Below are 24,203 nucleotides of genomic sequence, written 5' to 3'. Positions count from 1 at the left end.
CACCAATGTCGGCTTATTTTCACGAAGGCGAAGCGATAGCTCGGATTGCGGCGGGCCGCATCGAGCCGGTATTGTCCGCCGTGGCGGGAAGGTACACCGGAGCCCATCCCCCGCAGCCTCCGGTGTACCGCGTCCACTCGCGGCGCGGGTTCCGGCGGTTGGCGGACTGCCGTTACGAGATGAATTTGGCCCGCCGTTGGCCGGAGCTGTCTCCGGGACAATTCGTGTACGTATGGGGGATGCTGTGGGGGGAGCAGGAGGGGGAAACGCCTTTTGCGGTCAGTTGCTACAGCCCGGTCAAAATTTATGTCAACGGCGGGCTCGCCTTTCAATCGAATTTGAACGATGACGTATTTCCCGACCGGAAAGCCTTCTTTCGCGCGAAGACGAAAAAAGGCCGGAACGACATCGTGCTGGAATTCACGGCGGTCGGCACCGGCTGCGGCGGCGTGTTCGGCACGGGCAGCGTGAAAGGAGCGCCGCTGCATGTGTTGAATCCGACGCCGGAACGGTACGGCTGCGAGGGATGGGTCTACAGCGAGCCGCAGCCGGAACCCTGGGACAGGAGCAATCAAGTGTTTGACAGGTGGTATCCCCAAGACCGATGGTCGCCGCATGAGCTGAAAGCGGGTTGCTTTACCCGGCTGTTCGGCCCGGAAGCGGGGCCCGGCGACAAGGCGTTTGCGTGGTGCAAGCTGGAGACGTTGAGGTTCCCGGCCGGCAGCGTACGGATCGCGGGCCGGTATGAGGGCGGCGTGACCGTTTATGTCGACGGTCGTCCGGTATTTCGCGGCGCGGAGGAAAGGGGGCGGATCGACTTCACGTTGCGCGGCATCGGCTACGGTACGCATGATTTGGTGGTGGAGTCGGTTTGCGGCGGCGGAAATTGGGGGTTTGCGATTGACGAAGCGAGGGAAGCGGAAGATACCGGTGAGGCTGCGAGAATGGACGGTGCCGGAGACGATCCGAACGACGGGCGCGATCGCGTTCGCCTGATCAAGCCCTATCCCGTGGAAGGGATGACGGAAACGTGGCTGTTTGCGGGGCCTTTTTCCGGGGGAAAGGCTCCGGAGGCGGCGAAGGTCACCGTCATGGATGCCTTGCTGGGGCAAGGAGAGGAGGCGACGTTTTGGCGCCTTGACCGACCGGACAGCTGGGTCCGACCTTTTACGGAAAGCCCGTTGTACGGCCGCTGGAATTATCCGCTGGGGGTGACGCTCTACGGTTTGTTGCAAACGGGAGAGGTGCTGGACGCTCCGCATTTCGTCCAATACGCGGCAGGGCATATCGAAGCGTGCAGTAAATTGCACGCGTATGCGCTGTGGGACCGAGATCGGTACGGAGCCCCCGGCATCAACCACCAGTTGGCGATGATCGATTCGCTGGACGATTGCGGTTCGTTTGGCGCCGCGATGCTGGAGGCGAACAAGCTGCGGCCGATCCGGGGAGCCGCCGAGACAGCGGCGCATATCGCCCGCTACATCGGCCGCGGGCAGGACCGCCTGCCGGACGGAACGTTGTACCGGGCGCGGGGGACGACCGATTTTATGCAGGACACCCTTTGGTGCGACGACCTGTATATGAGCACGCCGTTTTTAAGCAAATACTACGAGTTGACGGGAGATGAGGCTTATTTGGAGGATGCGGCCGCCCAGTTTTTGCGTTATAAGGAAAAGCTGTTGATGCCCGAGCTCGGTATTATGCACCACGTCTACGACATGAAGTTCGGCATGCCGAACGGAGTGGCATGGGGGAGAGGGAACGGCTGGGTCGTTTTTTCGCTGGCGGAGCTGTTGTCGGTCATGCCCGGACAGCATGTGCTTCGCCCGGATCTGCTGGCATTCTATCGGGAGCTTGGCCAAGGTTATTTGCGGCTGCAGGGAACAAGCGGGCTGTGGCATCAGGTGTTGACCGACCCGGAATCGTATGAGGAGGCGTCCTGCACCTCGATGTTTGTTTACGCGTTCGCCCGGGGCGTCCGCCAGGGCTGGTTGAAGGAGCCGGAAGCTTATTTGGATGCCGCCGTGCGGGGATGGCGCGGGTTGACCGAGAACTGCATCGACAAGTACGGCAACGTCTACGGAGTCTGCCGAGGGTCCGGCTATTCTTTCAACAAGTATTATTACAAGGACGAATTAACGTGGCAGTTGAACGATACCCACGGAATCGGCATCGTGCTGCTGGCGGGGATTGAGGTTGCCAAGCTGCTGCGCGGAAAGGAGGCCGGCGGGGATGGCGAATCTTGACAACCGGATGAACGGCGGCCCCCTCATTCCCGAAGGCTGGCGTTTGCTGTACGGCAATCCGCTCCAGTCCTCGCAGGATACGGCGGGGTTTAGAATGGAGGGCGACGGAGCCGTAACCTTTCCTCTCGGCCGGATGCGCCTGGAGAGCAGACGGAGCGCAGGGGAAGGGCAAAAAGCCAATCTGGTGTACTGGTGCCCCGAGGAGTTTCCCGCGGAGATGGCGGTGTCCTGGCGGTTCCGGCCGATCCGGGAGCCGGGCCTGGCGATATTGTTTTTTGGCGCCCGGGGAGCGGAGGGGAGGGACCTGTTCGATCCGGCGCTGCCGCCGCGCACGGGCGAATACGATCAGTATCACCACGGGGCGATGGATGCCTATCACGTCTCGTATTTTCGCCGCATGTGGGCCGAGGAGCGCAGTTTCCACACCTGTAACTTGCGTAAAAGCTACGGCTTCCATCTGGTCGCGCAGGGCGCCGACCCCTTGCCGGGGGTTGCCGATGCCGCGGACAGCTATCGGATGCTGCTTGTCAAAGAAGGCCCGTCCATCACGTTTGCGATCAATGAGTTGATCGTGTTTTCGTGGCTGGATGACGGGCTTTCTTACGGTCCGCCGCTGGCCGGCGGGAAAATCGGCTTTCGCCAGATGGCCCCGCTGATTGCGGAATATTCGGATTTGACGGTATATGGGCCGTGACCTTCCCTTGCCTCACTAACAAGCATGGGCCGAATTGCATGAAATCATCGAAATAAGTGTGTAGATGCAGTTATTTCCTCAACTTCTCATCGAAACGGCTAATTAGTTGCACAGGTACCGTTATTTTCTGCGTTTTTGAGAAAATTGGCCTTTTCCTTGAGAATAACTGCATTCTTGCAGCTATTTCCTTAAAAACCCGAATATTGGTGAAAACAGATGCACTCCTGCAGTTATTTTTCACAGCCGACCCAGAAACACACCGCTAGTTGGTGTGTTTCTTTGCTTTGCAGCAGGTATCCGCCGAAATGATCGCGAATAAAGTATGGAAAGGGAAGTTCATAGGAGGTGCAGGCGAAACGATGCGACCCGTCCCAAGATCCAGGCTGCGGCTGCTCGCGGGAAAGCATTTTTTCACGTGTCGAAGATACCTGGAATGGCAGTTCGGTGGAGTGAAATTCGCTAAAGTCAGGTCGGAGGAGCCGCTCGCATACCGGGTCTTTACGCATCAAACCCCGCTTTTGCGGCGCTTGAAGGATGTAGATATGTGGCTTCAGCATAATAAAATCAACAACTTGCGTATCGCCATCGACCGAGTTAACGGCATCCTCATTCGTCCCGGCGAAACTTTTTCCTATTGGAAGTTAATCGGCAAACCTACCCGCAGGAAAGGGTATGTGGAGGGAATGGTGTTGTTTTACGGGGGATTTCAGCCCGGGGTTGGGGGAGGGTTATGCCAATTATCGAATTTGATCTATTGGATGACCTTGCATACTCCCCTGATCGTTACGGAACGGCATCGGCACAGTTACGACGTATTTCCGGACGCGGGGCGAACGCAGCCTTTCGGGAGCGGCGCGACCTGCGCCTATAACTATTTGGATTTGCAGATCTGCAATCGTACGAAGCACCCCTATCAGCTTAAGCTTCAATTGACCTCGGATCATCTGGTCGGAGAATGGCGATCGGAGGACGAGCCCTCGTACCGGTACGAGGTTTACGAAAAAGATCATCGGATCACGCAGGAGGCTTGGGGCGGATACGTTCGCCACAACCGGATCTTTCGCAAAATCTATAATCCCGACAACGAACGGATCGCGGACGAGTTAATTACGGAGAACCATGCATTGATGATGTACCCGCCTTTTTTGAAGCAGGGCGGCAATGCGGACTGATCCGCTCCGGCATCAGGAAACACCTGCCCCATCGCCATGAAAGGACATGAACGTAATGACGACTGACGATCGGGTGTTACTTGGCGTGGAACGGCTGTGGAATTCATCGCGCGGGGCTGCCGCGATAAGCCCGAAAGGGGGATGAACTTTGGATTTAGGGCAAAGAAAGCTGTGGAACGCGAATCATCAGCGGTTGACCGTGCTCCTGCAGAATCCGAGAGCGCATGAGCGGGCAGTGGAGCTATTTTTGAGCCAGCATGCTTGGTTATACGCGTCGAAAATGGCGGATGCCGAGGACGCTAAGTTAAACACGCTTGAAGACGGACTGCTTGATGGAGCGACGGAGAATACGCTGCGCCAGTACCCGGTGAAAGCGCCGGATACGAAAAACTCGATTCTTTGGCATTTATGGCATATCGCCCGTATTGAAGACATGACCATGAACGTGCTGATCGGGGAGAGAGAACAAGTTTTTGAAGAGGGCGATTGGTTAAACCAGCTGAATATATCTTGTCTACATACCGGCAACGGTATGACGGAGGAAGAGGTCGCCGAACTCAGCGCGGCCATCGATCTGGAGGCTCTATGGAAATACCGCGTCGAAGTGGGGAGAAGGACGAGAGAGATCGTCCGCGGCCTGGAGCCGGGACAATTCAAACGCAAGGTGCCGGCGGCGGGAATCGAAAGACTCCGAGCCCAACACGCGGTGAAGCCGGAAGCGGATTGGCTATTGGATTATTGGGGGAAGAAGACCTATGCCGGATTGATCTTGATGCCGGCGACCCGGCACAACTTCCTGCATCTGAACAAAGCGATTCGCATCAAGCAGCGGCTCCAAAAATAAGTTTCCATGGGGGGATGGGGTGGATAAGAAGAAGCTAGTCCGCATTTTTGACAAGCAGGCCAATCAGTATGACCGCCGCACCGAAAGCCTGGCCCAAAGCCGGTGGCGTCAGCAATTGCTCCGCCATGCCCGGGGGAACGTGCTGGAGCTGGCGGTGGGGGCGGGGGCGAATTTCCCTTATTATCCGCCCGGCGTGCAGATCACGGCTATCGATTTCAGCCCGGCCATGCTGGATAAAGCCAAACGCAGGGCCGAGCATTTGCGGGTGAACGCCGATTTCGTGTGCGCCGATATGGAGGAGGCGGATTTTGCCGAGCATTCTTTTGATGCGGTCATCTCGACCCTCTCGTTCTGCAGTTACCGGCAGCCGTTGGAACTCCTGCGGAAAATCCGCCGCTGGTGCAAGCCGGAGGGAGAGATCCTTCTGTTGGAGCATGGCATCAGTTCCAGCCTTTTGGTTTCCGTGCTGCAAAAGACGCTGGATCCGCTTTTGTATCGGGCATACGGCTGCCACCAAACGCGAAATATCCGGCAGTTGGCCGAACAGGCCGGACTTGACGTGATCGCGGCGGAGGGCTACTGGATGGATATGGTCCAATTGCTTCGGGCGAAGCCCGGAATTTAGCCGCGAAGCGGCAGATCGTGAGGAAGGTGGAAAAATTGAGCTCCTATTGGGATCGGCGATTTGCTGCGGAAGGCATGATTTGGGGGAAACAGCCGAGCCGGACGGTATACCATGCAAGTGATGTTTTTCAGCAAAACAACACGAAGAAGTATAGATTGCGATATATCATTGTAAAAAAAGGCGAAACCCATTGATTTGGAGGCGGCGTGACGATGACGAACCGTTTCTTGGATATGACGTACTTGTTGGAAGGAAACGAACGTCAACGTAAAGCTTACGAGGCGATGGCGGAGCTCGGGATCGCCGACAAGCTGGCTCCGTATCATCCGGTGTTGGCCGGGACGATTCCGCTGGGCATCGATTTGCCCGAAAGCGACCTGGACATCATCTGCGAGGTCCATGACGCCAAACGGTTTGCCGCGGAGCTGCAGCTCCATTTCGGGGCATGCCGGGATTACGCCTGCTCCAGCAAAACCGTCGGCGGCCTCCTGCGTACGGTCGCGAACTTTACGTTTCACGGTTTTGCGTTCGAGATCTTCGGCCAGCCGAAGCCGGTGACGGAGCAAAACGCCTACAGGCATCTGGTCATCGAGCAGCGAATCCTGGAATTGGCGGGCCCGGAAGCCGCAAGGGCCGTCAGACAACGCAAGCGGGAAGGCTTGAAGACGGAGCCGGCTTTCGGCGCGGTGTTTCGGCTGGACGGCGATCCGTATGAAGCGCTGCTGGCGATGTATGATTGGGAGGATACGCGGCTGCGCCAATTTATCGAAGAGAGGATCGGGACGGGATGATCAGCAAAAACAACGCGGAGCATTACATTTGGGGCGGAAATTGCGACGGCTGGCGGCTGATGGACCGGGAAGACTGCAGCATCATTCATGAAAAAATGCCCCCGGATACCCGGGAGAGCCGGCATTTTCACAATGAGTCCAGGCAGTTTTTCTTCGTCTTGTCCGGCTGCATGCACATCGAAATCGAGGGGACCCGGCATGTGCTTCATCCCCACGAAGGCATCGAAGTCCAGCCGGAGCTGGCACACCAAGTGTTAAATCTATCGGCGGGGGAGTTGGAGTTCCTCGTGATTTCGCAGCCGAATACGCGGGGCGACCGGGTTCTGGCCTGACCGGCACCGGACGCTCGGAGAACGGAAAGGAGAAACGTTCATGAAGATGTATCCGCATCATGCCAAATCGATCAAGAAGCTAACCGACAAGCTGGCTGCCCGGGAGGATACCCTGGCGCTGCTGATTACGGGTTCCATCGCCCACGGATTCGCGAAAGCCTCCTCGGACGTGGACGTGATGATCGTGGTTTCCGAGGAGGATTATGCTCGGCGAATAAGCACCGGGGAAACGACGTATTGGGAAAATGAATCGACGGACTACGAGTCGGGGTATGTGGACGGAAAATATATCTCTTACGAATTTATGCGGCAGGTGGCCGAAAAGGGGAGCGAGCCGGCGCGTTTTGCCTTTGAAGGCGCGATCGTCGCCTTTTCAAGGGTTGCGGGGTTGGAGGAGCTGCTCGCGGACATCGTCCGGTATCCCGCGGAACGAAAGCAGGAGAACGCCGCCCGTTTCCTGGCCCAACTGGAGGCGTGGAAATGGTATTCCGCCGAAGCCTTCAAGCATGACAACCTTTATTTGCTGCGGCATGCCGTCAATAACCTGGTCTTATTCGGCGGAAGGCTGATCTTGACGCATAATGAAATGCTGTATCCGTATCATAAATGGTTCCTCAAGGTGCTGGAGAAAGCGCCCCGCCGGCCCGACGATTTCCTGCGCTTGATCGACCGGGTGTTGAAGGAGCCGACGGGCGAGCATATCGAGGCGTTTTACCAGTCCGTCCGCACGTTCGCCGACTGGGGCGACGACGGTCGGAGCTGGCCTTCGCGCTTTGTGGAGGACAGCGAATTGAACTGGCAACACGGATCAACGCCGATCGGCGACATTTAGCTGATACGCACACGAAGGCCGCCCTATTTGGGGGAGGTCTTCATCTTTTTTTGCGGCAAGCGCAAAAGTACATTTGATTTTCGGTAAATTCGCGTTTGGAGCCAACGAATTGTAAAAGCCTCCTGCAGTTATCTTGATCCATCTATCCATGCGTCCCCCTCTGCCTGTTATAAATTCTCCAGAAACACCGCAGGAACGCCTGCCTTGCGCAAACGAAAGCGTTGCACCTTGGAAAGGGGAAGCGCACAAGAGTGCTTTTCTCCGGGAAAGAGGCTTTCCGTGTCTGGAAAATGATTTTCCAAAATCCTTGTGTACAGAGCTTCTACAAACTTCAGCCACTGCTCCGAGCCAACTGGCTCTTGGCCCAAAAAGCGATGCAAATAGCTGTAGCCATCCGCCAGATAGAAAATCTTCAGCGCAAGAGCAAGATCGCAGCCGGAATCATTCAACAACGACTGGGGAAAGGTAAATCCATCGTCCCAGTTGTAGCGTTCAAGCCTGCGGCTATACTCCCGGTACTCCTCCTCGTTGGACATCAGACGGGGATTTTGCTTCTGTTCCGCATGTTCCTCCGCCAATATCTTCCACCGTGGTTTGTGCCCGAACCGGCGTCCCAGCGCTTCCTCGGCATCACCGCTGCCCCAATCGGCGGCAGTGCAATAGAGAGCATAGGCTTTCTCCAGATCCTGTTCCACACCGCAGCCCTTTTCGTAAAAAAATGCGAGCTTGTATAGTCCGTATGGACTGCCGCTGTTTGCAGCCTTGCGGTACCACTCTGCGGAGATTGCAGCATCCTTGGGTACGCCCTGTCCGCGTTCGTAGAATTCGCCAAGGCGGCACATGGCCTCTAAATTTCCGAATGCCGCAGATTTTTCATACCATTGCGCAGCCAAGGCGTAATCGCGTTTTACACCTTGGCCAAGCCAATAAGATTTTGCCATCAACGCAATTGCTGACGAATCGCCCTGCTCGGCCAGTTCCAAACAAATGGGGAATGCACGGCGGTAAAGCTCCTGTGATTTGCTTTTGCTGCTTTTCACTCCGTCCCCAAAGGCATAACATAAGGCCAGATTCCGAAGCCCCTCCAAATGGTTCTGTTCGGCAGATTTTTCAAACCACTGCACCGCCGTTTGCAGGCTGTCCGGCTCTTTGCCGGTTTCATAATGCAGGCGCCCAAGCAGGTACTGTGCTTCGGCATCTCCCTGCTCCGCCGCACGCTGGAACCATAGGGCAGCCTGGGCGTTTTCCTGCTGTTTGTCCTCCTCCTCGGTATGCCCATGATACAATGCACGCCCCATCTGGAGCTGTGCGAACACAAACCCGCTTTCCGCCATGCGACACAGGTTCTCTCGAGCTTCCGTATCGCCGTTCTTGCCGCCTGCGCGGTAAAGCTCTGCCGCATGCCGTAAATCCTGCTCCACACCAAAGCCGTTTTCATAACAAACTCCGAGATGGTATTGCGCTATTATATGTCCCATGTTTGCAGCGCGGGTAAACCAATGGGCAGCATATTCATAATTCTGATTTGTACCGTCACCGGCATAATAACACAGAGCCAGTTCATGCTGCGCCTGCAAATCATTGCCGTTTGCACGCGTAAGCAAGTCTTGAAAATCCGTCCTGTTTTCAGGGTTCTCCCCATTCTGCGAGGTGTTTCGATCCTTCTTCATATGAAAAACTCCTTGTGTAAGATGATTGTACCCATGTCTGCATCATACATTTTGTTCGGCGGGCATGGAGAAGCTGTGATATCACAACGGCCAGAAAGCAGGGTTAAGATCCGGGGTTCCTTGCTGCGCCAAAACACTGAGTTTGAAGCATCTCAAACACCTTGTCCCGAATCGCTTTGTCAAAAAAAACCATGCCGTTGTCCCCATCCTGCTCTGAGTTCTTGTAGTAAAAGAGGATGGTATGCAGATGAAAGCTGCGATAGGTGGTGTTTTTTGCTCCATGTGTGACCGCTGTTTTGCCCTCCTCCTCCGCGTGAATTTTCGCGACATCGGAAAGGCGCACTAAAATAACCAGAGGATAGCCGCCCCACAGGCAGGCGTAGCTGGGGGAAAGGAGAAACCTTGCGGGTGTTTTCTTGGAATTTGGTCCGATGACTTGGTAATCCAACACACGGGTTGAATCCTTTTCCGCCTCCAGCATTTCCCGCCCGAGCTGTTCTAGCTCTGTTTCGCTCATAAGCGACAGAACCGTCATTCAATCTTCTTTATTTTCAATCCATCCCCAGAAATAATCAATTGCATTTTGTACTTTAGCTAGGGCAAAGAGATTAATTATTGCTCGAACGACAAGCCTTAGGCAAACCTTCAAGTAAGGGTCTGCGAGGGAGCAAATCGTCGAGAAAGGATTCTTTTGTCCTTTGAAACGCTAAACATGCCGGAAACAATTTGTTTTTCATCTCTTTTTTGCATTCGGCTTTGCTTTACAAAGATTTGCCGTAAGCGTAATATTCGTCTCATGAAATGAATCCAATAGAACATTCTGTATCGCTTAATTTCCGATCCGGAAAACGGGGGACCCAAACGACCGGTGCCGATGTGAGAGTCGGCGGAACGGTCCGGGGTGAATCCCTTGCGGCAGCAGCGCTTGCCGCAAGGGTAGGGCGACTCTCACCGCCCGAATCCGACAGCTAACCTCGTCAGCGTTGGGAGAGAGGATGGTGAGCTTGTGATCATAGGCCACAGGGAAATCCTCTGTGGCTTTATTATGCTCTTTAATGAAAGAATGCGGATTGCTTACATTAACAAAAGAGTAGGAAATTTACAATAATTTCACAAACTGAAGTTTTTTTGATGGCTAATTCAGGAGAGTTTAGGAGGAAAAGAACAGAGATGTGCAAGCTCGAATATGCGCTTGTGACGGCCCCGAATGCCTTGGCCGCCGATTTTATCAAATCTATGAAATTCCGCGGCATCCCGTTTGCGCTGATGGTCAACAACTCCAAAAGCCGCAAAGAGGCTATGGAGCGGGGAATAGAGCATGTCGTTCTGGTGGATACAACAAAGCGCAAAAATCAAATGGTACCGGAAATCTCCATCGGACCCGTGTATATTTTCGAGGAATCGCTGACATTGACTTGCCGGTATTTGCAATTCTGCCGCCCGTGGACTTCAAAGGCAATCTACATCATCACGCAAAGAATAAACCCGGGCGCGGTCTACAAAGGGCTGGGAGCGGACTTCGTAATTTATACGAAAGGGAAAGACGTCTCGTTTATTTTGCAAAAAGAGAAAAAAGGAGGGGCATACGGACAATGACGGATATTTATATGTTGGGCATTTTGATCCTCTTAACCTTGATGATGATTGGTCTGGTTTCGTGGGCGTCCAAAGCGATTTCGGAAGGTAGTGGAGAACGATGATGTGGGTGCTTGGTATCATGATTGCCGCGATGTTCGTTTACCTGGGTTATGCGCTGCTTCATCCGGAAAAATTTTAAAAACGTTGTCGTTCGGAGGGATAAGACGTGACTATCTATAGTTGGATCGCCATGATCGTGACGCTGGGGCTTGTCGTTCTCATCGCCAAACCGGCGGGTTTGTATTTGGCGAAGGCTTTCGATTATAGCAATAACGGTTTGGACCGGTGGTTTGGACCTTTGGAAAAGGTCATTTACAAAATGAGCGGCATACGCCAGGAAAATCAAACCTGGAAACAATACGCCTTGTCCATCGTGCTCAGTAATGCAGGGATGATTCTCATCGTCTATATGATTTTCCGGGTACAGCATTTCCTGCCGTTGAATCCAAGCGGAGTGCCGAACATGGAGCCGACGCTGGCCTTCAATACGGCGATCAGCTTTATGACGAATACGAATTTGCAGCATTATAGCGGGGAAAGCGGCCTGTCCTATCTTTCGCAGATGATCGCGATCGTATTCCTGATGTTTACGGCGCCGGCCTCGGCGTTGGCTGCGGCCATCGCGTTTATTCGCGGGCTGGCCGGCAAGCCGCTCGGCAATTTCTTCGTCGACTTGATCCGTTCGATTACGCGGATTTTTCTGCCTGTCGCCTTGGTATCGGCTTTGATTTTCGTGGCTGCGGGAGTTCCTCAAACCCTCGAGCCGTCCGCGGTGGCCCATACCCTGGAGGGGGCGGAGCAGCATATCGCCCGGGGACCGGTCGCTTCGTTCCTGTCGATCAAAGAGCTGGGGAACAACGGCGGCGGATTTTTCGGCGTCAACTCGGCCCATCCGTTTGAAAACCCGGGCGGAATCAGCAACCTGCTGCAAATTTTGCTGATGATGCTCATCACCACATCCCTTCCTTTCACCTATGGGAAAATGGTTGGAAACACCAAACAGGGTCGCGTTTTGTTCGTGTCGATGCTGATGATGTTTATCGTGATGCTGGGCGTCGCGCTGGCGTCGGAAAGCGCCGGCAACCCGGCGTTGAACGCCATGGGAAACCAGCATGACCAAGGCAGCATGGAGGGCAAGGAAGTCCGTTTCGGCATGGCCCAGTCCGCGTTATATGCCACCGTCACAACAGCATCCGAAACCGGGGCCGTCAACACGATGCATGATACGCTGACGCCGCTCGGCGGGTTGGTGGCGATTTCCAACATGATGCTGAATACGGTTTTCGGCGGTGTGGGCGCCGGTTTCCTGAACGTTTTGATGTATGCGATGATCGCGGTGTTCCTGTCGGGCCTGATGGTAGGGAGGACGCCGGAGTTTCTCGGCAAGAAGCTGGAAGCCAGAGAGATCAAGCTGCTCGCCGTGACGCTGCTGATTCATCCGCTGCTGATTTTGGCTCCGACCGCTTTGGCTCTGGCCAGCGATCCGGATACGATCTCCAATCCCGGTTTCCATGGCCTGACCCAAGCGATGTACGAATTCACTTCGTCGGCGGCCAACAACGGCTCCGGGTTCGAGGGGCTTGGCGACAATACGCCATTCTGGAATATCGCCACCGGCATCGTGATGTTCCTCGGCCGCTATTTCTCGATCGTGACGCTGCTTGCGGTGGCGGGATCGATTGCGGCGAAGAAGCCGGTACCGGAAACGGTCGGCACGTTCCGCACGGATACGGGACTGTTTGCGGGCGTGTTCGTCGGCACGATTCTGATCGTAGGCGCCTTAACCTTCTTCCCGGCGCTAGTGCTGGGACCGGTCGCCGAGTATCTCACATTGAAGCCTTAGCGCGTTGAATAAAGGAGAGGAACGGGCATGAGTAAGAAAAAAACGATGCTTTCCGGAGAGATCGTTCGGAGCGCCGTGAAACAATCATTTATTAAGCTCGATCCAAGGGTCATGATTCGCAACCCGATCATGTTTGTCGTCGAAGTCGGGTTTCTGATCACCACCTTGCTGATCTTTGTGCCGAACGCTTTCGGAGGCGGCGTGTCCCGCGGCTTTAACCTGACGGTTGCGCTGGTTCTGCTGATTACGGTCTTGTTCGCGAATTTCGCGGAGGCCCTGGCGGAGGGCCGCGGCAAAGCGCAGGCGGACTCGCTCAAGAAAACGAAAAAAGAGATTATGGCGAATAAGCTGGTAGGCCAGCAAGTGAAACAGGTTCCTTCCACCGAACTGCGCAAAGGTGATATTGCCGTAGTCTCCCAGGGCGAAATGATTCCGGGCGACGGGGAAGTTATCGAGGGGCTGGCTTCTGTCGACGAATCCGCCATCACCGGCGAATCGGCGCCGGTCATCAAAGAAGCCGGCGGGGATTTCAGCTCCGTGACCGGCGGCACGAAGGTGATCAGCGACCGGATCAAAGTGAAGATCACCAGCGATCCCGGGGAATCGTTCCTGGACCGGATGATTTCGCTCGTGGAAGGAGCCAAACGCCAAAAAACGCCAAACGAAATTGCGCTGAACACCGTCCTGATCAGTTTGACCCTGATTTTCCTGATCGTGGTCGTCACGCTGCCGTTCTTCGGGCAGTACCTGAACGTTCAACTGGAAGTGCCGATTTTGATCGCCCTGCTGGTCTGTTTGATTCCGACCACGATCGGCGGCTTGCTGTCGGCGATCGGGATTGCGGGCATGGACCGCGTCACGCAGTTTAACGTTCTGGCGATGTCAGGGAAAGCGGTCGAGGCTTCCGGCGACATCAACACGATCATTTTGGATAAAACGGGGACCATCACGTTCGGGAACCGGATGGCCAGCGAATTCGTGCCCGTCGGCGGAGCCGGGTTGGCCGAAGTATCGGCCTGGGCGGCGATCAGTTCGGTCAAGGACGATACGCCGGAGGGGCGCTCGGTATTGGAATTGATGAAAAAGCAAGGTCTCGCCTATGACGCGCAGCTTGCCGACGGCGGGGAGTTCATCGAGTTTAAGGCGGAGACGCGCATGAGCGGCATTGATATGCGCGACGGTCGAAAGGTCCGCAAAGGTGCGGTGGATGCGGTCAAGAAGTGGGTTGGCGCCCAAGGTGGGCCAATTCCTGTGGATTTGGATGCGAACAGCGACGCGATCGCGACGGCCGGCGGCACGCCACTCGCGGTGGCGGTCGATAACCGTATTTACGGTTTGATCCATTTGAAGGATACCGTGAAGCCCGGTATGCGCGAACGGTTTGATCAGATGCGGCAAATGGGCATCAAAACGATCATGTGCACGGGGGATAATCCGCTGACGGCGGCGACGATCGCCCGCGAAGCCGGCGTGGACGATTTTATCGCGGAAAGCAAACCCGAAGACAAAATCGCGGTCATCCGCAAAGAACAAGCCGAGGGCAAGCTGGTCGCGATGACGGGCGACGGCACGAACGACGCCCCTGCGTTGGCGCAGGCGGACGTAGGGATCGCGATGAATAGCGGCACCGTGGCCGCGAAGGAAGCCGCCAACATGGTCGACCTCGACTCCGATCCGTCCAAAATCATCGAGGTCGTGTCGATCGGCAAGCAGCTTTTGATGACCCGCGGGGCATTGACCACCTTCAGCATCGCCAACGATATTGCCAAATATTTCGCGATTATCCCGGCGATGTTCATGCTGGCGATTCCCGAGATGAAAGCCATCAACATCATGGGGCTGGGTTCCCCCGACTCGGCGATCATTTCGGCGCTGATCTTTAACGCGATCATCATTCCGCTTTTGATTCCGCTCGCGATGAAGGGCGTTGCTTATAAACCGATGAGCTCCTCCAAGCTGTTGGCCCGCAACCTGCTGGTGTACGGACTGGGCGGGGTGATCGTGCCGTTTGCCGGCATTAAAATCATCGATCTGCTGGTCCACATGTGGATTTGATATCTTTCGGAAGGATGGAATGAGCGATGCGAAATATATGGATAACGCTGCGTGCCAGCCTCGTGCTGATGGTGCTTTGCGGGCTGCTGTACCACCTGGTCGTGCTTGGGATTGCTCAAGCAGCCATGCCGGATCAGGCAAATGGAAGCCTCGTTTACAACGAAAATAATGAAGTGATCGGCTCGAAGCTGATTGGCCAGAGCTTCACGGCCCCGGGGTTCTTCCATGGACGGGTCTCGAGCATCGATTATGACGCGGGTGGTTCGGGTTCGCCGAATTATGCGCCGTCCAACGCCGACATTCTGCAGCGGACGGCGTACGCCGTGGAGGCGTGGAAGCGGGAGAATCCGGATGTGCCGGTGAGCGGGCTGCCCATCGACCTGATCACCAATTCCGCTTCCGGCCTCGATCCGCAGATCAGCCCGGAAGCGGCTCAGGCGCAAATTCCGCGGGTTAGCCAAGCCACGGGGATTTCCGTGGAGGAGCTGGAGGGAATGATCCAGGAGCATACCCGGGGACGCGAGCTCGGTTTTCTGGGGGAACCGGGGGTTAACGTGCTGGAGCTAAATATCGAAGTTCAGAAGAAGGCAGCGCAATAAAGCGGCCGACGCCCTGCTTGAAAAGTAATTTTTCAGGCAGGGTATAGGTGCTTTTATATGCGAAAGCAATAGGGGAGGAAAAGGTTTTGCGCAGCTTCAAACGAAAGACGCCGGAGGAAATCCTCAAATCGATCTGCGAATTGCAACGGGGACGCCTAAAGGTGTACGTCGGGGCGGTCAACGGATCGGGAAAAACTTACCATATGCTGCGGGAAGGCCAGATGCTGCATGCGGAGGGCATCGACGTGATCGTTTGTGCCGTGTCGACGCTGCAAAGACCGGAGACGGCGGAGCAACTGGCCGGATTGGAGCGAATTCCGAGCATCCGCTGGGAGAAAGACGGCGTGGAGAAAAAGGACTTGAATCTGGAGGCCTTGGTCCGGCGCAATCCCGAGGTGGTGCTGGTGGACGGACTGGCGCACACCAACCGGGAAGGAGCCCCTTTTCCAAACCGTCTCCAAGACATTAATCATTTGCTTGGCCATGGCATCAGCGTGATCACGACCGTAAATATCTATGAATTGGACGGGATGACGGATTTGGTTCAAAAACTGGTGGGGATCCAGGTCAAGGAAACCGTTCCGGCGGACACGCTGGAGCTGGCCGACGAAGTGCGGCTAATCGACGTCTCGCCGGAAACGCTGCTGCAGCGGCTGGCGGACGGGAACCTGCGCAATATTCCCGATAAGGCCGTCTTCAACCGGGGGAATTTGAGCGTGTTGCGCGAGTTGGCGCTGCGGTGGATGGCCGAAGGCGTCAATGATACGCTGGAGAAACACCGGGAGGAACAGGGGCTGATTGGCGCGGCGGGCGTGGCGGAGCGGATCCTGGTATCTGCGCAGTATCACTGGAACGGTTCCATTTACGTGCGGCGGGGCCAGCAGATCGCGAGGCGGCTGAACGGCGATTTGCTGGTGGTGACGTTCGTGAATCCGCGCTGGAGGTTGTCCCCGGAAGCGTTAGCCTTCAAACGCTCGTTGACGCAACTCGTGGAGAAGGTGGAGGCCGAATTTGCGGAACTCCCCATGTCCAACAGAAGGAAACTGCCGGATTTGCTGGTCCGCTTTGCCCTGGAAAACCGCGTAACCCGGATCGTATTGGGCCATTCCAAGCAAAGCCGGCTCCAGGAATTTTGGCATGGCTCGATCATCGGCGACATTTTAAAGAAAACAAGGAACATGGATATCTTTATCATTGCCGACCGAGCCGACAACGAAGGGGAGCGCATTATGCCGGCCAAAACCCGTGAGAAAAGCGGGGCGGCCGAGCCTTACCGCCGTTTGAGCGAAGCGGAAGTGGACCGGGAAATCGGGAGGATCCGCCGCGGCAAGTTTAAAGTATACATCGGCGCGGCCCCCGGGGTCGGCAAAACCTACACGATGTTGCGGGAAGGCAACGATTTGTGCAAAAAAGGGATCGACGTGCGCATCGGCTTGCTTGAAACCCATGGACGCAGCGAAACCGCGGCCCAGGTCGGCTTGCTGCCTTTGTTCCGCCGCGCCGTCATCGATTATCGCGGGACGAAGCTGGAAGAGATGGATACAGCGGCAATCATCGCCGGGCATCCGGAGGTCGTTCTGATCGATGAACTTGCCCACACGAACATGCCCGGAAGCAAACGTAACAAGCGTTACGAGGATGTATTGGAGATTCTGGATGCCGGCATCTCGGTGATTTCGACCATGAACGTGCAGCATTTGGAGAGCCTGAACGACGCCGTGGAACGGATGACCGGCGTTCGCGTCCGGGAGACCGTGCCGGATTCGATCCTGCGCCAGGCCGATGAGGTCGAACTCATCGACGTTGCTCCCAGGTCGCTGCAGCAACGGATGCGGGAAGGCAAAATCTACGCGATGGACAAAGTGGACCAGGCGCTCGGGAATTTTTTCAAAACCGGCAACCTGATCGCCCTGCGCGAACTCGCGCTTAGGGAAATCGCCGACGATGTCGACGAGCGGCTGGAATCGTGGCAGCGCCAAAGTCCGCTGCGGGGCCCGACTTACCGGGAGGAGGCGATCTTCGTGGGCGTGACTTTAAGCGCCAACGCGGAGCGGTTGATCCGGCGCGGTTTTCGGATCGCTTACCGGTTGAAGGCCAAGTGGCATGTTTTCTACCGGCATAATGGCAAAGAGCCGACTCCGCAGGAAAGGGCGCGGATTCAAGCGATCGAGAAGCTGACCCGCCATCTGGGCGGAACCTTCGAGATGCAGAGGGGGGCGCGCACGCGAAAGCTCGGTGAGGCGCTCGTTCGCAGGGCGGACGAATTGAAGAGCACGCAGATGATCCTCGGTCAATCCCGGAGAAACTGGTGGCAGCGGCTTCGGAGAGGAGAGATTATCCGCCCGTTGCTCCGGCTTGCCAGGCATATGGACATCTTGGTCGTCGCCGGTTTTGCCTCTTCCGCCCAAGCGAAAAAACGAAAAGCCCCGTTTCATGCGGAACCGTATCGACAGGATGGCCCGAATGGAGTATAAAAGAATCAACGATAAAGGAGGCGAAACTAGAAATGGACCCTAGATATCCGATAGGTAAATTTGCATTCGAAGGCGAAATTACCGCCGCCCAGCGGGAACAGTGGATACGTGAAATCGAGACGCTGCCGGCACGTATGCGGCAAGCGGTCGCGGGTTTGAGCGAAGACCAATTGAACCTGCCCTACCGCGAGGGAGGTTGGACGCTGCGTCAGGTTGTGCATCACGTGGCCGATAGCCATATCAACGCCTATACCCGTTTTAAACTGGCGCTCACGGAGGAGACGCCAACGATCCGGCCGTATTTTGAAGACCGCTGGGCGATGCTGGCGGATTACGAGGGAGAGATCGAGGTTTCCCTGCTCCTGCTCGAAGCGCTGCACCGTCGCTGGACCCTCTTGTTGAGATCGCTCGGCGACGCGGACTTTGAACGCAAGTTCCATCACCCCGAATCGGGACAATCGACCAGCCTGGCCTACAATCTCGGCAACTACGCCTGGCACGGAAATCATCATCTCGCGCATATTACCGCTTTGAGAACGAAACTGGATCTCTAAAAACAAAAGTGAATACGGATGAAGCCGGCTTTAGGCATTACGGGAAAGATCCTCTTAATCATGGACACTTTCCGGACGGCCTAGGTGCCAAATTATAACTATCTACTCCGACGCCTGGCCCGAGGTCCGTCACGGATATTCGAGCCCGGCGTCGTTTGTTTTGCCTTGCGGCCCCCTTATTTACGTTTCATATCGCCTATATTAACAATCCCGATAGAATAAATCGGAAAAAAGGATTGAATTTCTGAATCCCTCTGTTATACTAGTTCATACACTCTATTACACTATCATATGGGGGTATATAATTATGAAACGCAACCATGTAGGACTCGTTACGCTCCTTATCTCGATCATTATGGTGTTGAGCGCTTGCGGAGGCAGCGGGAACGGGAACGGTGCGGCAGCCCCTTCCGGCAACAACGCATCCGCTCCGGAGGCGGACGGCCAGCCGAAGGACGGCGGCTCGCTTATCATCGCTGTGTCCGACGATCCCAAGGCGCTTAACCCGCTTTATGCCGGGGACCGCGTCACCTTGACGATCAACCAGTCGCTTTACGCTCCGTTATTTAATATCAGCGATGGGAAAAAGACATTTGTGCTCGCCGAAAGCGAGACCGTGTCCGAGGACCATCTCACTTATACGATCAAATTGCGCGACGGCCTGAAGTGGCATGATGGACAACCCATCACCGCCGACGACCTCGTCTTTTCGATCAACAGCATCCTGGACGAGAATCAGCACAATCCGAACCGCAGTTATTATATCTTTAATGGTAAACCGGTTACCGTGAAGAAGGTGGACGATTTAACGGTCGACATCGTCTTGCCGGAAGTGTCGGCGTCGTTCGATGGGGCGCTGGTTCAACTCTTTCCGATCCCCGAGCATATTTTCAAAGGGGAAGCGGATATCGAGAAGAGCGCCAAAAACGACAATCCGATCGGTTCCGGTCCGTTTAAATTCAAAGAATACCGTCCGGGCGAATACGTGACGCTGGAGCGCTTTGACGATTATTTTGCCGGAAAAGCCCATCTGGATTCGGTGACTTACCGGATCGCCAAAGATCCGAACGCGGCCAACCTGGCGCTGCAAAACGGCGAAATCCAAATGCGCATGGTCGATACGCAGGATTACAAGAAGTTGAACGACACCGGAAAATTCAACATGCTGGTTTATCCTGAAGGGCGCCTTCAATACATGGTGTTCAACCTGAACGTTCCGGCGATGCAGGACGTAAGGGTTCGGCAGGCGATCGCCTATGCGCTCGACCGCAACGAATTGATCACGGCCTCCTATTCTTCTACGGAATTCGCCGAGCCGGCCTATTCCATTCTGACGCCGGATACGCTGTACCAAACTTCGGACGTCGAGAAATACGACTCCAATCTGGACAAAGCGAAGCAATTGTTAAGCGAGGCCGGGGTTGGCAATTTGAAGCTGCGCTTGGCTTACACCAATACGAACAAACCGCAGGAAAGCCAAGCACTGTACATTCAGCAGAAGCTGAAGGACGCAGGCATCGAGGTAGAACTTCTCCCGATGGACGTGACGGCCTACGGCAACAAAACGCTGGACATGAACAACAAGGATTTTGAGCTGAACTTCGGCGGATACATTATGGGATACGAACCGGATGCTTACAAATCCCTCTACATGAGCGAGGAAGCCTACAACTATTCTCATTATAAAGATCCGGCGTTCGACGAGTTGTGGAGCAAGGCTGCCGTGGAAACCGACGAAACGAAACGGGCGGAATTGTATAAGCAGATCCAGCAAACCGTAGCCAACCAGATGACCGTCTATCCGATCGCCTACACCAAAGCGGTGGTCGCGATCGACAACAGCTACGGCGGGGTGGAAGAAGCGCGTCCGAAACCGGTCGTCATGCTGGAGGATCTGTCCAAGCTTTATAAAAAATAATCAGCCAACGGCTCAGTAACGCCGGCCTGTTCAGGCCGGCGTTGGTTTGGGAGGGATTCCTGTTGAAAAGATACATTCTGCGGCGGGTGCTGCAAGCCATCCCGCTGCTCTTTTTCATTTCCATCGTTTCCTTTGGCTTAATCAAGCTGTCACCCGGCGATCCGGTCCTTTCTTTCGTAACGCCGAATATGAACGCCGAGGATGTGGAGCGGATCCGGCAAAACCTCGGGCTCGACAGACCGGTGTATGTTCAGTACCTGCTGTGGCTGAAGAACGTGTTCCGGGGCGATCTCGGATATTCGCTGGTCAATCACCGCCCGGTTCTGACTCTGATCGTGGAACGTATTCCGGCGACCGTCGGCCTGATGGGAACGGCGCTCTTATTGTCTTTAATTATCGCGATCCCTTTGAGTCTGTATGCGGGTTCCCGCAAAAACCGTCCGGTAGACCGGATTCTCAGCCTGTTCTCTTATATCGGCATTTCGATTCCGGCCTTCTGGTTCGGGATTTTGCTCATTTTCTGGTTTTCCTTCAAAATGCACTGGCTGCCGAGCATGGGGATGCGGACAGTAGGCGTCGATTCGGCATTGGACATCATCAAACACGGAATTTTGCCGGTAACGGTGCTGTGCTTTATCAACGTGTCCATGTATATGCGCTATATCCGTTCAAGCACCATCAGCGAGTTGGAAGAGGACTACGTGCAGATTCAATACGCTTACGGGTCGACGCGAAATACCGTCTTATGGCGTCATGTTTTCCGTAATGTCCTGCTCCCGGTCGTGACGATTTTGGGGATGTCGCTGCCCGAGCTGATTGCCGGAGCTTTTATTACCGAGTCCGTATTTTCCTGGCCGGGGATGGGTTCGCTTGGCATTACCGCCGTGACCGGGCTCGATTATCCGGTCATTATGGGCATAACCATGCTGACCTCCGTCATGCTGGTCCTCGGGAATCTGGCGGCGGATTTATTATACGGTGTGGTCGATCCACGCATAAAGACAGCGGGGTGAACGAACGATGAATAAGTTGCGATGGCGTATGATGATTGCCGAGTTCAAACAGCAGAAAGCCGGGATCGCCGCCTTGGGCGTATTGGCTATCTTCGTTTTGGCGGCCGTGTTTGCTTTTCTGGCGCCGCACGATCCGAACGCGATCGTCGTGATGGATCGGCTGCAGGGGCCAAGCGCCGCCCATTGGTTCGGCACGGACGACTACGGACGGGATTATTTTGCCCGAGCGCTGTATGGGGGAAGGGTCTCCTTGAGCGTAGGCTTCCTGGCGATGGCCATTTCCGTGACGCTGGGCACGGCCGTTGGAACGATCAGCGGTTACTTTGGAGGAAGACTCGATAATTGGATCATGCGTGCGGTTGACGTGTTGATGTCGATTCCTTCGTTTTTTTTGATGCTGATATTAAATGCTTATCTTAGACCGGGGATCGGAGCGATTGTGATCATCATCGGCATGTTGAGCTGGATGAATATTTCGCGTATCGTACGGGCGGAGACGTTATCCGTCAAGCAGCGCGAATACGTGCTGTACGCCAAGGTGTCCGGGCAAAGCGCGTTCGGGATCATCATGAAGCACATCATTCCGAGCATCATGCCTACGATTATCGTTTCGGCCACGATGAATATCGCTTCGGCGATCCTGATGGAATCTTCGCTCAGCTTTTTGGGGCTTGGCATCAAGCAGCCGAATTCCTCTTGGGGCAGCATGCTGAATGACGCGCAAGGGTTTATCAGCGACGCGCCGTACATGGCGATTTTTCCGGGGGTATTCATTCTGTTAACCGTTCTGTCGTTTAATTTTCTCGGCGACATCTTCCGGACGGCCTTCGAGCCGAAAACGAGCAAGCGCTGATGATGTGCCAAGCAGCATAGGAATTTGAATGAAAACGGGGTGAGACGTTTGACCACGCTATTAACCGTCCAAAATCTAAAAACCTCTTTTATGACGCAACAGGGGGAAGTTCAGTCCGTGCGCGGCATCGATTTTGCGATAAATCAAGGCGAGGTGCTTGGCCTCGTCGGCGAGTCGGGCAGCGGCAAGAGCATTACCGCCAAATCGATCATGGGACTGATTCAGCCTCCCGGCCGGATTACCGCCGGCAAGGTGCTGTTTCACGATGAAGACCTGCTGAGCCTGCCCGAAAAAACGCTTCGAAGAATCCGCGGCAATCGGATATCGATGATCTTCCAAGATCCGATGACCTCGCTCAATCCGGTCATTCGGGTCGGCAAGCAGTTGACGGAAGTGATTTTGCGGCATCAGAAGATCAGCAAAGGCGAAGCCCGCAAGCTGGCGATCCAACTGCTGCGGGACGTAGGCATCCCCTCGCCCGAACAGCGGATGGAGCAATATCCGCATGAATTCAGCGGCGGGATGCGCCAACGAGTGATGATCGCCATGGCGTTGTCGTGCAAGCCGGAGCTGCTCATCGCCGATGAGCCGACGACGGCGCTGGACGTGACAATTCAAGCGCAGATCCTGAACCTGATGCGCGAGCTGCAGGAGAAGACCCGCACGTCGATCCTGCTCATTACCCACGATCTGGGCGTAGTCGCCCAGGTTTGCACCCGGGTGATCGTGATGTACGGCGGGCTCATCATGGAGGAAGGCACGGTAGAGGAAATTTTCGAGAGCCCGCTGCATCCTTACACCCAAGGGCTGCTGAAGTCGATTCCAAAATCGGTGTCGGGGACGCGGGAACGCCTGGAAGCGATCGAAGGTTCGCCGCCCGATATGCTGGAGCCTCCGGCCGGCTGTCCGTTTATAGATCGTTGCCCGTACGCCGGAAGTATCTGTCAGACCCTGCCGGCATACCGGCAAACGGATTCGGGACACCGCGCTCTTTGCTGGATCGGCCAGGAAGCGGAAGGCAATGACACCAAGACACGGAAGGAGGATTCCGATGGGCGATCAGCCGTTGTTGGAGGTTAAAGGACTGAAAAAGTATTTTCCTGCCTCCGGCAAAGGACCGGGGGGGACTAAAGGCTGGCTGAAAGCGGTGGACGATGTCAGCTTTCATATTCACAAAGGCGAAACGTTCGGACTGGTGGGCGAATCCGGCTGCGGCAAGTCCACGACGGGACGCAGCATTGTCAGACTGTACGATATTACCGAAGGATCCGTATGGTTCGATGGGCAGGATATCGCGAAGATGAACGAGCGGCAGCTCAAGCCTTTCCGCAAAAGAATGCAGACGATCTTCCAGGATCCGTATTCCTCGCTGAATCCCGGCATGAACGTATCCCAATTGATCAGCGAGCCGCTGGGCATTCAGGGACTCCGCAACAAGAAGGAGAATCGGGAGCGGGTACTGACGCTGCTGGAAAAAGTCGGCCTGAAAGCGGAGCATGCGGACCGTTATCCGCACGAATTCAGCGGAGGCCAACGCCAACGGATCAGCATCGCCAGAGCGTTGTCGGTCAATCCGGAGTTCATCCTGTGCGACGAGCCGATTTCCGCGCTGGACGTTTCCGTCCAGGCGCAGGTCGTCAACATGCTGGAGGATTTGCAGGCGGAGTACGGGCTGACTTACCTGTTCATCGCCCACGATTTATCCATGGTGCGGCACATTTCCAATCGCATCGGGGTCATGTACCTCGGGAAGCTGGTCGAAACGGCCCCCAGCGATGAACTGTACGAGCACCCGGCCCATCCCTATACGCAGGCTCTTCTTGCCGCGATTCCGGTGCCGGATCCCAAGGTGCGCAACCTTTCCGTTCCGGTTGTTCAGACCGAACCGCCTAGTCCGCTAAACAACATGGCCGGCTGCAAGTTCGCTTCGCGCTGCCCGTTTGCAACCGATCATTGCAGACAGGAGGAACCGCGGGTTACCGAGATCGCGCCGGAGCATTTCGTTGCATGTCATCTGTATCAGGATAAATAATTTAGTAAGGGGATCGTT

22 protein-coding genes and 1 riboswitch are annotated in these 24,203 nt (G+C 55.4%); of the genes, 20 read left to right on the top strand and 2 right to left on the bottom strand.

The genetic code is table 11. The features are described 5' to 3' along the window. The first annotated feature begins 5 nt into the window (after nt 1–5). From ACZF99_RS20865 to ACZF99_RS20830, 8 genes are all read left to right on the top strand, one after another. Entirely contained in the window at nt 6–2,246 is a 2,241-nt protein-coding gene (locus ACZF99_RS20865) for a glycoside hydrolase family 88/105 protein (RefSeq protein WP_483606879.1), read from the top strand. Further along, the gene (locus ACZF99_RS20860; RefSeq protein WP_483606878.1) at nt 2,233–2,940 is read left to right on the top strand and encodes a DUF1961 family protein; all 708 of its coding nucleotides are present in this window, start codon (nt 2,233–2,235) and stop codon (nt 2,938–2,940) included. Before ACZF99_RS20865 ends, ACZF99_RS20860 begins: the two co-directional genes overlap by 14 nt. Before the next feature lie 359 nt (nt 2,941–3,299). Next, entirely contained in the window at nt 3,300–4,112 is an 813-nt protein-coding gene (locus tag ACZF99_RS20855) for a VanW family protein (RefSeq protein ID WP_483606876.1), read from the top strand. A gap of 148 nt (nt 4,113–4,260) precedes the next feature. Next, nucleotides 4,261–4,956: a DinB family protein gene (locus ACZF99_RS20850; RefSeq protein ID WP_483606875.1), complete on the top strand. Its 696-nt coding sequence runs from the start codon at nt 4,261–4,263 to the stop codon at nt 4,954–4,956. A 19-nt stretch (nt 4,957–4,975) separates the two neighbouring features. Further along, nucleotides 4,976–5,581, top strand: coding sequence for a class I SAM-dependent methyltransferase (locus ACZF99_RS20845; RefSeq protein WP_483606874.1), 606 nt, complete (start codon nt 4,976–4,978; stop codon nt 5,579–5,581). Nucleotides 5,582–5,793: 212 nt separating this feature from the next. Next, nucleotides 5,794–6,372, top strand: a complete 579-nt coding sequence (locus ACZF99_RS20840) for a DUF4269 domain-containing protein (protein ID WP_483606873.1) — start codon at nt 5,794–5,796, stop codon at nt 6,370–6,372. Continuing rightward, complete coding sequence (locus ACZF99_RS20835) at nt 6,369–6,704, top strand: cupin domain-containing protein (protein WP_483606872.1); 336 nt, start codon at nt 6,369–6,371, stop codon at nt 6,702–6,704. The genes ACZF99_RS20840 and ACZF99_RS20835 overlap by 4 nt, the downstream gene beginning before the upstream one ends. Before the next feature lie 40 nt (nt 6,705–6,744). After that, complete coding sequence (locus tag ACZF99_RS20830; RefSeq protein WP_483606871.1) at nt 6,745–7,536, top strand: nucleotidyltransferase domain-containing protein; 792 nt, start codon at nt 6,745–6,747, stop codon at nt 7,534–7,536. A 167-nt stretch (nt 7,537–7,703) separates the two neighbouring features. Here ACZF99_RS20830 and ACZF99_RS20825 read toward each other — a convergent pair whose 3' ends face one another. After that, entirely contained in the window at nt 7,704–9,206 is a 1,503-nt protein-coding gene (locus tag ACZF99_RS20825) for a DUF4274 domain-containing protein (RefSeq protein ID WP_483606870.1), read from the bottom strand. Nucleotides 9,207–9,309: 103 nt separating this feature from the next. Next, nucleotides 9,310–9,741: a hypothetical protein gene (locus tag ACZF99_RS20820; protein ID WP_483606869.1), complete on the bottom strand. Its 432-nt coding sequence runs from the start codon at nt 9,739–9,741 to the stop codon at nt 9,310–9,312. Nucleotides 9,742–10,022: 281 nt separating this feature from the next. Next, nucleotides 10,023–10,205, top strand: a riboswitch (cyclic di-AMP (ydaO/yuaA leader). Nucleotides 10,206–10,376: 171 nt separating this feature from the next. Here ACZF99_RS20820 and ACZF99_RS20815 point away from each other — a divergent pair. From ACZF99_RS20815 to ACZF99_RS20760, 12 genes are all read left to right on the top strand, one after another. Beyond that, a complete protein-coding gene (locus ACZF99_RS20815; protein WP_483606868.1) occupies nt 10,377–10,802 on the top strand; it encodes a hypothetical protein in 426 nt (141 codons plus the stop codon). Nucleotides 10,803–10,902: 100 nt separating this feature from the next. Continuing rightward, a complete protein-coding gene (kdpF, locus tag ACZF99_RS20810) occupies nt 10,903–10,983 on the top strand; it encodes a K(+)-transporting ATPase subunit F (protein WP_483612861.1) in 81 nt (26 codons plus the stop codon). A gap of 51 nt (nt 10,984–11,034) precedes the next feature. Continuing rightward, nucleotides 11,035–12,687 (top strand): potassium-transporting ATPase subunit KdpA, encoded by a 1,653-nt coding sequence (kdpA, locus tag ACZF99_RS20805; RefSeq protein WP_483612860.1) that lies wholly within the window; start codon nt 11,035–11,037, stop codon nt 12,685–12,687. A gap of 27 nt (nt 12,688–12,714) precedes the next feature. Then, nucleotides 12,715–14,742: a potassium-transporting ATPase subunit KdpB gene (gene kdpB, locus ACZF99_RS20800; RefSeq protein ID WP_483606867.1), complete on the top strand. Its 2,028-nt coding sequence runs from the start codon at nt 12,715–12,717 to the stop codon at nt 14,740–14,742. 26 nt (nt 14,743–14,768) lie between these two features. Further along, nucleotides 14,769–15,341 (top strand): K(+)-transporting ATPase subunit C, encoded by a 573-nt coding sequence (kdpC, locus tag ACZF99_RS20795; protein ID WP_483606866.1) that lies wholly within the window; start codon nt 14,769–14,771, stop codon nt 15,339–15,341. 86 nt (nt 15,342–15,427) lie between these two features. Continuing rightward, nucleotides 15,428–17,815 carry a histidine kinase gene (locus ACZF99_RS20790; RefSeq protein WP_483606865.1) on the top strand — a complete coding sequence of 796 codons (2,388 nt, stop codon included), beginning with the start codon at nt 15,428–15,430 and terminating at the stop codon, nt 17,813–17,815. A 32-nt stretch (nt 17,816–17,847) separates the two neighbouring features. Beyond that, entirely contained in the window at nt 17,848–18,369 is a 522-nt protein-coding gene (locus ACZF99_RS20785; RefSeq protein WP_483606864.1) for a YfiT family bacillithiol transferase, read from the top strand. 307 nt (nt 18,370–18,676) lie between these two features. Next, complete coding sequence (locus ACZF99_RS20780; protein ID WP_483606863.1) at nt 18,677–20,287, top strand: ABC transporter substrate-binding protein; 1,611 nt, start codon at nt 18,677–18,679, stop codon at nt 20,285–20,287. A 62-nt stretch (nt 20,288–20,349) separates the two neighbouring features. Then, the gene (locus tag ACZF99_RS20775) at nt 20,350–21,300 is read left to right on the top strand and encodes an ABC transporter permease (protein ID WP_483606862.1); all 951 of its coding nucleotides are present in this window, start codon (nt 20,350–20,352) and stop codon (nt 21,298–21,300) included. Between the two features lie 7 nt (nt 21,301–21,307). Further along, nucleotides 21,308–22,153, top strand: coding sequence for an ABC transporter permease (locus ACZF99_RS20770; protein ID WP_483606860.1), 846 nt, complete (start codon nt 21,308–21,310; stop codon nt 22,151–22,153). 48 nt (nt 22,154–22,201) lie between these two features. Continuing rightward, nucleotides 22,202–23,233, top strand: a complete 1,032-nt coding sequence (locus tag ACZF99_RS20765; RefSeq protein WP_483606859.1) for an ABC transporter ATP-binding protein — start codon at nt 22,202–22,204, stop codon at nt 23,231–23,233. Next, complete coding sequence (locus tag ACZF99_RS20760) at nt 23,205–24,185, top strand: ABC transporter ATP-binding protein (RefSeq protein WP_483606858.1); 981 nt, start codon at nt 23,205–23,207, stop codon at nt 24,183–24,185. Before ACZF99_RS20765 ends, ACZF99_RS20760 begins: the two co-directional genes overlap by 29 nt. Nucleotides 24,186–24,203 lie beyond the last annotated feature (18 nt).

It is taken from the genome of Paenibacillus sp. JL3B1040 (assembly GCF_057063165.1).
Note: the sequence above shows the minus strand (reverse complement) of the source record. Positions and strands in the feature narration are given on the sequence as shown.